The following is a 6,755-nucleotide window of genomic DNA, read 5'->3' as shown; positions in this document are numbered from 1 at the left end:
TCGGCGATGGCGCGCACCTGCGTGGTCAGGTTGCCGGCCAGCTGGTTGACGTTATCGGTCAGGTCGCGCCACAGGCCGGCGGCGCCGGGCACCCGCGCCTGTCCGCCCAGCTTGCCCTCGATGCCCACCTCGCGGGCGACGGTGGTCACCTGGTCGGCGAAGATGGCGAGGGTCTCGATCATGCCGTTGATGGTGTCGGCCAGCGAGGCGATCTCGCCCTTGGCGTCCACAGTGAGCTTGCGCTTCAGGTCGCCGTTGGCCACGGCGGTCACGACGTCGGCGATGCCGCGCACCTGACCGGTCAGGTTGGCGGCCATGGAGTTCACGTTGTCGGTCAGGTCCTTCCAGGTGCCGCCGACGCCTTCCACCCGCGCCTGCCCGCCCAGCTTGCCCTCGGTGCCGACCTCCTTGGCCACGCGGGTAACTTCGGACGCGAAGGCGTTGAGCTGGTCCACCATGGTGTTGATGGTGTTCTTCAGCTCGAGGATCTCGCCCTTCACGTCGACGGTGATCTTCTTGGACAGGTCGCCCTTGGCCACGGCGGTGGTCACTTCGGCGATGTTGCGGACCTGGCCGGTCAGGTTGCCGGCCATGAAGTTCACGTTGTCGGTCAGATCCTTCCAGGTGCCGGCCACGCCCTTCACATTGGCCTGACCGCCCAGCTTGCCCTCGGTGCCGACCTCGCGCGCCACGCGGGTCACTTCCGAGGCGAAGGCGTTCAGCTGGTCCACCATGGTGTTGATGGTCGACTTCAGCTCCAGAATCTCGCCCTTCACGTCGACGGTGATCTTCTTGGAAAGGTCGCCGTTGGCCACGGCGGTGGTCACTTCGGCGATGTTCCGCACCTGGCCAGTGAGGTTGTCGGCCATGAAGTTCACGTTGTCGGTCAGATCCTTCCAGGTGCCGGTCACGCCGGTCACCTGCGCCTGACCGCCCAGCTTACCCTCGGTGCCGACCTCGCGCGCCACGCGCGACACCTCCGAGGCGAAGGCGTTCAGCTGATCCACCATGACGTTGATGGTGGATTTCAGTTCGAGAATCTCACCCTTCACGTCCACGGTGATCTTCTTGGAGAGGTCGCCGTTGGCCACGGCCGTGGTGACCTCGGCGATGTTCCGCACCTGACCCGTCAGGTTGGCGGCCATGAAGTTCACGTTGTCGGTCAGATCCTTCCAGGCGCCGCCGACGCCCTTCACGTTGGCCTGACCGCCCAGCTTGCCCTCGGTGCCCACTTCGCGCGCCACCCGCGACACTTCGGATGCGAACGAGTTCAGCTGGTCCACCATCACGTTGATGGTCGATTTGAGCTCGAGGATTTCGCCCTTCACGTCCACGGTGATCTTCTTGGACAGGTCGCCGTTGGCCACGGCGGTGGTCACCTCGGCGATGTTCCGCACCTGGCCGGTCAGGTTGTCGGCCATCAGGTTCACATTGTCGGTGAGGTCCTTCCACGCCCCGGTGACCCCTTCCACCTGGGCCTGACCGCCCAGCTTGCCGTCGGTGCCGACCTCCTTCGCCACGCGCGTCACCTCGGACGCGAAGGCGTTCAGCTGGTCCACCATGACGTTGATGGTGTCCTTCAGCTCCAACACCTCGCCGCGGACCTGAACGGTGATCTTCTTGGACAGGTCGCCCTTGGCCACGGCGGTGGTCACTTCGGCGATGTTCCGCACCTGACCGGTCAGGTTGTCGGCCATCAGGTTCACGTTGTCGGTCAGATCCTTCCAGGTGCCGCCGACGCCTTCCACGCGCGCCTGTCCGCCAAGCTTGCCTTCGGTGCCGACTTCGCGCGCCACCCGGGTCACTTCCGAGGCGAAGGCGTTGAGCTGGTCCACCATGGTGTTGATGGTCGATTTCAGCTCGAGGATCTCGCCCTTCACGTCGACGGTGATCTTCTTCGACAGGTCGCCCTTGGCCACCGCGGTGGTGACTTCGGCGATGTTCCGCACCTGACCGGTCAGGTTGGCGGCCATGAAGTTCACGTTGTCGGTGAGGTCCTTCCAGGTGCCGGCGACGCCCTTCACGTTCGCCTGACCGCCCAGCTTGCCCTCGGTGCCCACTTCGCGGGCCATCCGGGTCACTTCCGAGGCGAAGGAGTTCAGCTGGTCCACCATTGTGTTGATGGTGTTCTTCAGCTCCAGCACCTCGCCTTTCACGTCCACGGTGATCTTGCGGCTGAGGTCGCCGTTGGCCACGGCCGTGGTCACCTCGGCGATGTTCCGCACCTGACCGGTCAGGTTGGCCGCCATGAAGTTCACGTTGTCGGTCAGGTCCTTCCAGGTGCCGGCGACGCCTTTCACGTTCGCCTGGCCGCCCAGCTTGCCTTCGGTGCCCACTTCGCGCGCCACGCGGGTCACTTCGGAAGCGAACGAGCCCAGCTGGCCCACCATGGTGTTCACCACCCGGCCGATGCGCAGGAACTCGCCGCGCAGGGGCTGGTCCTCGTTCTCGAGGTCCATGGTCTGGCTGAGGTCGCCTTTGGCCACGGCCCCGATCACCCGCGCCATTTCCGCCGTGGGGTGGACCATGTCCGCGATCAGGGTGTTGACGGCGTCGACGCTGGCGGCCCAGGCGCCGGTCGCCGCGGGCACCCGCGCGCGGTTGTTGATCTTGCCCTGCCGGCCCACGACCTCGCCCAGCCGGCTGAACTCGCGGCTCATGCGGTCGTTCAGCTCGACCACGTCGTTGAAAGCTTCCGCCAGCTCCCCGTCCATGCCGGTGAGCCCGCCCGGAAGGCGGACCGAGAAGTCGCCCCTTCGGAAGGCGCGGAGCGCTGTGAGCAGCTGACGGTTGTCGAGGGTCGGTTCAACGGCGGCGACGGCGAGCGACATTTGGCACCTTGGCGGATAAGCGGACTCGTCCCGACAGGAATCGGCCGAACCGTCTCGCCGTCAAGGCCTGCTTGCGCTTCGCACCAGCCCCCCGCCGCCTGAAACCGTTCTGTCCACAATCCCCCGGACCAACCGAGTTCAACCCACGCCGAGAGCGAACGGTTCCGTATTTCCGGGCCGTAATTTGGCGTTGCCAATCCCGCCTTGATCGCTAGCTTCGCGCGCCATGCGGACCCGGCCAGACCCTTCAGTCACGGCGTGAGCGGAGGCCCTTCCAGCCTCGCCCCCGAGCTGGTCGCCTTCGTCGAGGCGGCCATCCCCTCGGTCTGGGCGCTTGAAACCCTCATCCTGCTGAGAAGCGCGCCGGATCGCGACTGGACGATGGATCAGGTCGTCGCCGAACTGCGGGCTAATCCCGCTCTGGTCGCGGACTGCGTCGCCAGTCTTCAGCGCGCCGGCCTGGTCCAAGAACGGGACGGCGTCGCTCGGTATGCGCCGGCCTCGCCGGGGCTGGCGGTCCTCGCCGATGCGCTGCAGGATGCCTACCGGCAGCGGCCTGTGTCGCTGGTCAATCTGATCGCGACACGCCGGCAGGACCCGCTGAAGGGCTTCGCCGACTCTTTCCGGCTGGGGGGGCGGAAACCGTGACGACCTGGGGACCTCCGCTCGTTTATGGGCTCTGTCTGCTCACCAGCGCCATCTGCGCCGTGCTGCTGGTGCGATCCTGGCTGCGATCGCGTCAGCCGCTCCTGCTGTGGAGCGCCGGTTGTTTCAGCCTGCTCGCCGTCAACAATGTGCTGGTGGTGCTCGACATGCTGGTGCTGGCGTCCGTCGACCTGGGACCCGCCCGCGCCGTGACGTCCTTCCTCGCCATCGGCGTGTTGCTGTACGGCTTCATCTGGGAGGTGGACCGATGAGCCTGATGTCGATCGCCCCGGGCGCCATCATCATGGGCCACGCCGTCGCGGCCCTGTTCTTCCTGAAGTTCTGGCGCAAGACCGGCGACGGGCTGTTCCTCGCCTTCGCCGCGGCCTTCCTGCTGATGGGCCTGGTGCCGCTGCTGACCAACGCCATGGCCATTCCGCGCGAGGAACAGAGCCCCTTCTACCTGATCCGCCTCGCGGCCTTCCTGCTGATCATCGGCGCGGTGGTCGCCAAGTCGCGGGCCGCATCGCGGGATTAGCGCCGCCCGGGCGGTGGACATCGCCCCCCTCCAAGGTCAGCGTCGGGGCATGATCGAATCGCGCCCGGACAACCGGCCCGGCTACTACGAATTCTTCTGCGGCGGGGGGATGGTGCGCGCCGGCCTCGGCGACGGCTGGCGCTGCCTGTTCGCCAACGACATCGACCCGCGAAAGGCCGCCTCCTGGCGCGCCAACTGGGGCGCGGACGCCCTCCACGTCGCAGACATCGCCGACTTGGCAGCCGGCGACCTGCCGGGCGAGGCCGACCTGATGTGGGGATCCTTCCCCTGTCAGGACCTGTCTCTGGCGGGCGCCGGGGCCGGACTGGACGGACAGCGGTCGGGGACTTTCCACGCCTTCTGGTCGCTCGCCCGCGGGCTGGCCGCGGACGGTCGCGCGCCGAAGATGGTCGTGGTCGAGAACGTTTGCGGAGCCCTGACCTCGCGCGGAGGGCTCGACTTCGAAATCATCTGCCAGACCTTCGTCGATGCGGGCTACCGGTGGGGCGCCCTGGTGATCAACGCCGACCGCTTTCTGCCCCAGTCACGGCCGCGGCTGTTCGTGGTCGGGGTTCTGGACAACGCGGAGAGCCGCGGGCTTGAGCTCTCCGCGCCGGCGGAGCCCTTCCATCCGCCTGCCCTGCGCCGCGCGGTCGATCGCCTGCCCGAGGACCTGCGCCGCGCCCTGGTCTGGTGGAACCTGCCCGCGCCGGCGGCCGCGCCCCCGTGGCTCCGGGATGTGGTCGAGCCCGACGGCCCAGGCCTGGTCTGGCATGACGAAGCGCGGACAGCCCGCCTGCTGGCGCAGATGTCCCCGACAAATCTGGCGAAGGTCGACGCGGTCCGGCGCAACCCGGGCGGCGGCGTCGGGGCTGTGTTCCGGCGCACCCGCCGAGGACCCGATGGCGAAAGGGTCCAGCGGGCGGAGGTGCGGTTCGACCGCGCCGGTTGCCTCAGGACGCCCGCCGGCGGATCAAGCCGCCAGATCCTGCTCGTCGTCGCGGAGGGACGCGTGCGAACCCGCCTGATGACCGGCCGCGAAACCGCGCGGCTGATGGGCCTGTCCGACAGCTACAGCCTGCCTGTCAGCCACGGCGCCGCCTGCCACCTGACGGGGGACGGCGTGGCCGTCCCGGTGGTGCGCAGCCTCGCCGAGCATCTCTTCGAGCCCCTCGCCGCGCCGACGGCCCCGCGCAAGCAGGCGGCCTGACCCGAGGTCGGCCTCTTGCCAACCAACAAGGGTGGCGCAAGATGGCCCGGGGCTTTTGGGAGACTGACATGAAAATCCTGGTGACGGTGCTGGCTTTCGCCTCACTGGCGACGCCGGTGTGCGCGGAGACATGGCACGCCTTCTCGCGCAACCAGACCATGGCCTTTCTAGCCGACGTCGACAGCATCGCGGTGAACGGAGACGTCACGTCGGTCCGCGTGGCGAAGGCCAGTCTGCGGGGCGAGGCGGGCGACTTCAGCCATACGGTCGAAACCTACGAGTTCCAATGCGGCGCCAGCCGGTGGCGCACGGCCGGCCTGGTCGAACACGGATCGGACGGCGCCGAAGGCGACACCTTCCCGGAGGAAGGCGCCGCTTGGGAACCGGCGCGCGACAATACGCTTCCGGCCTATCTGAAACAGATCGCCTGCGATGGTGATCGGGCCAAACCGCCCCACTGGCCGACGGTGAAGGCCTTCATCGAAGCCGGTCGGCCCCAGCCCTCGGCCTAGGCGTCGACCGCGGCGTCGAGCGCGTTCGCCTGGATGAACTCGCGGCGCGGCTCGACCACGTCGCCCATCAGCTTGGCGAACAGGTCGTCGGCGTCGTCGGCGTGCTCGACCTTGACCTGCAGCAGGGTGCGGGCGTTCACGTCGAGCGTGGTCTCCCACAGCTGCTCGGGGTTCATCTCGCCCAGGCCTTTGTAGCGCTGGATGGCGATGCCCTTCTTGCCGGCGTCAAGCACCGCCTCCAGCAGGTCCAGCGGACCGCGGATGGTCACCGTCTTGTCCTTGCGGCGGAACACGGCCGGGGTTTCAAACACGCCCTCGAAGGCGACGGCGCGCTCAGCGAGACGGCGCGCGTCCAGCGAGCGGATCAGAGCCTCCTCGAGCACCACCCGCTCGGTCACCGCGCGGCGTACGCGCTCGAACGCCACGGCGCCCTGGGCGCCCGGCCCGCCGGACCAGTCTCCGTCGCCCTCCTCGGCGTAGAGGTTCAGACGCGCGGCGGCCCTTGCGGGATCGCTGTCGCCCTCGTCGAACAGGCCAGCCAGCGCCGACTGCTCGATGGCGAAAGCCGGCGCGCGTTGCGATAGGCGATCGACTCCGGCGCGGAAGGCCTTGGCCTCGCGCACCAGCGCCTGCAGGTCGCGACCCGCGCGGCGCTCGCCGTTGGACAGGTCCAGACTGGCCTCGGACGACCCCTCCTCGATCAGGTAGGAGTCCATCTCGGACTGGTCCTTGAGGTAGCGCGACTGCTTGCCCTTGGAGACCTTGTAGAGCGGCGGCTGGGCTATGTAGACGTGCCCGCGCTCGATCAGCTCCGGCATCTGCCGGTAGAAGAAGGTCAGCAGCAGGGTCCGGATGTGGGCGCCGTCGACGTCGGCGTCGGCCATCAGGATGATCTTGTGATAGCGCAGCTTGTCGGCGTTGAAGTCGTCGCGGCCGATGCCGGTGCCCAGCGCCATGATCAGCGTCCCGATCAGTTCCGACGACAGCATGCGGTCGAAGCGGGCGCGCTCGACGTTCAG

The 6,755-nt window shown here is 67.9% G+C and carries 7 protein-coding genes; 5 read left to right on the top strand and 2 right to left on the bottom strand.

What is annotated here, in order from left to right; all coding sequences use genetic code 11:
* Positions 1–2,831: HAMP domain-containing protein (locus VGB60_RS03410; protein WP_331036876.1), on the bottom strand; the 2,831-nt coding region annotated here is incomplete at its 3' end.
* 258 nt (positions 2,832–3,089) lie between these two features.
* On the opposite strand from VGB60_RS03410, the gene VGB60_RS03405 reads away from it, so the two are divergent.
* The 5 genes from VGB60_RS03405 (at position 3,090) to VGB60_RS03385 (ending at position 5,736) form a co-directional block, all read left to right on the top strand.
* On the top strand, positions 3,090–3,479 hold the full coding sequence (locus tag VGB60_RS03405) for a hypothetical protein (protein WP_331036875.1): 390 nt from the start codon (positions 3,090–3,092) through the stop codon (positions 3,477–3,479).
* The gene (locus VGB60_RS03400) at positions 3,476–3,748 is read left to right on the top strand and encodes a DUF5985 family protein (RefSeq protein ID WP_331036874.1); all 273 of its coding nucleotides are present in this window, start codon (positions 3,476–3,478) and stop codon (positions 3,746–3,748) included. Before VGB60_RS03405 ends, VGB60_RS03400 begins: the two co-directional genes overlap by 4 nt.
* Complete coding sequence (locus VGB60_RS03395; RefSeq protein WP_331036873.1) at positions 3,745–4,014, top strand: DUF5985 family protein; 270 nt, start codon at positions 3,745–3,747, stop codon at positions 4,012–4,014. The genes VGB60_RS03400 and VGB60_RS03395 overlap by 4 nt, the downstream gene beginning before the upstream one ends.
* A gap of 49 nt (positions 4,015–4,063) precedes the next feature.
* Positions 4,064–5,224 carry a DNA cytosine methyltransferase gene (locus tag VGB60_RS03390; protein ID WP_331036872.1) on the top strand — a complete coding sequence of 387 codons (1,161 nt, stop codon included), beginning with the start codon at positions 4,064–4,066 and terminating at the stop codon, positions 5,222–5,224.
* Between the two features lie 68 nt (positions 5,225–5,292).
* The gene (locus VGB60_RS03385; RefSeq protein ID WP_331036871.1) at positions 5,293–5,736 is read left to right on the top strand and encodes a surface-adhesin E family protein; all 444 of its coding nucleotides are present in this window, start codon (positions 5,293–5,295) and stop codon (positions 5,734–5,736) included.
* On the opposite strand, the gene VGB60_RS03380 is transcribed toward VGB60_RS03385, so the two are convergent.
* Positions 5,733–6,755 (bottom strand): toprim domain-containing protein (locus VGB60_RS03380; RefSeq protein WP_331036870.1); only part of this gene is annotated, 1,023 nt, incomplete at its 5' end. The two genes, VGB60_RS03385 and VGB60_RS03380, sit on opposite strands and share 4 nt — an antisense overlap.

It is taken from the genome of Brevundimonas sp. (genome assembly GCF_036399195.1).
Lineage (GTDB): Bacteria > Pseudomonadota > Alphaproteobacteria > Caulobacterales > Caulobacteraceae > Brevundimonas.
This window is presented reverse-complemented; position numbering and strand designations above follow the sequence as displayed.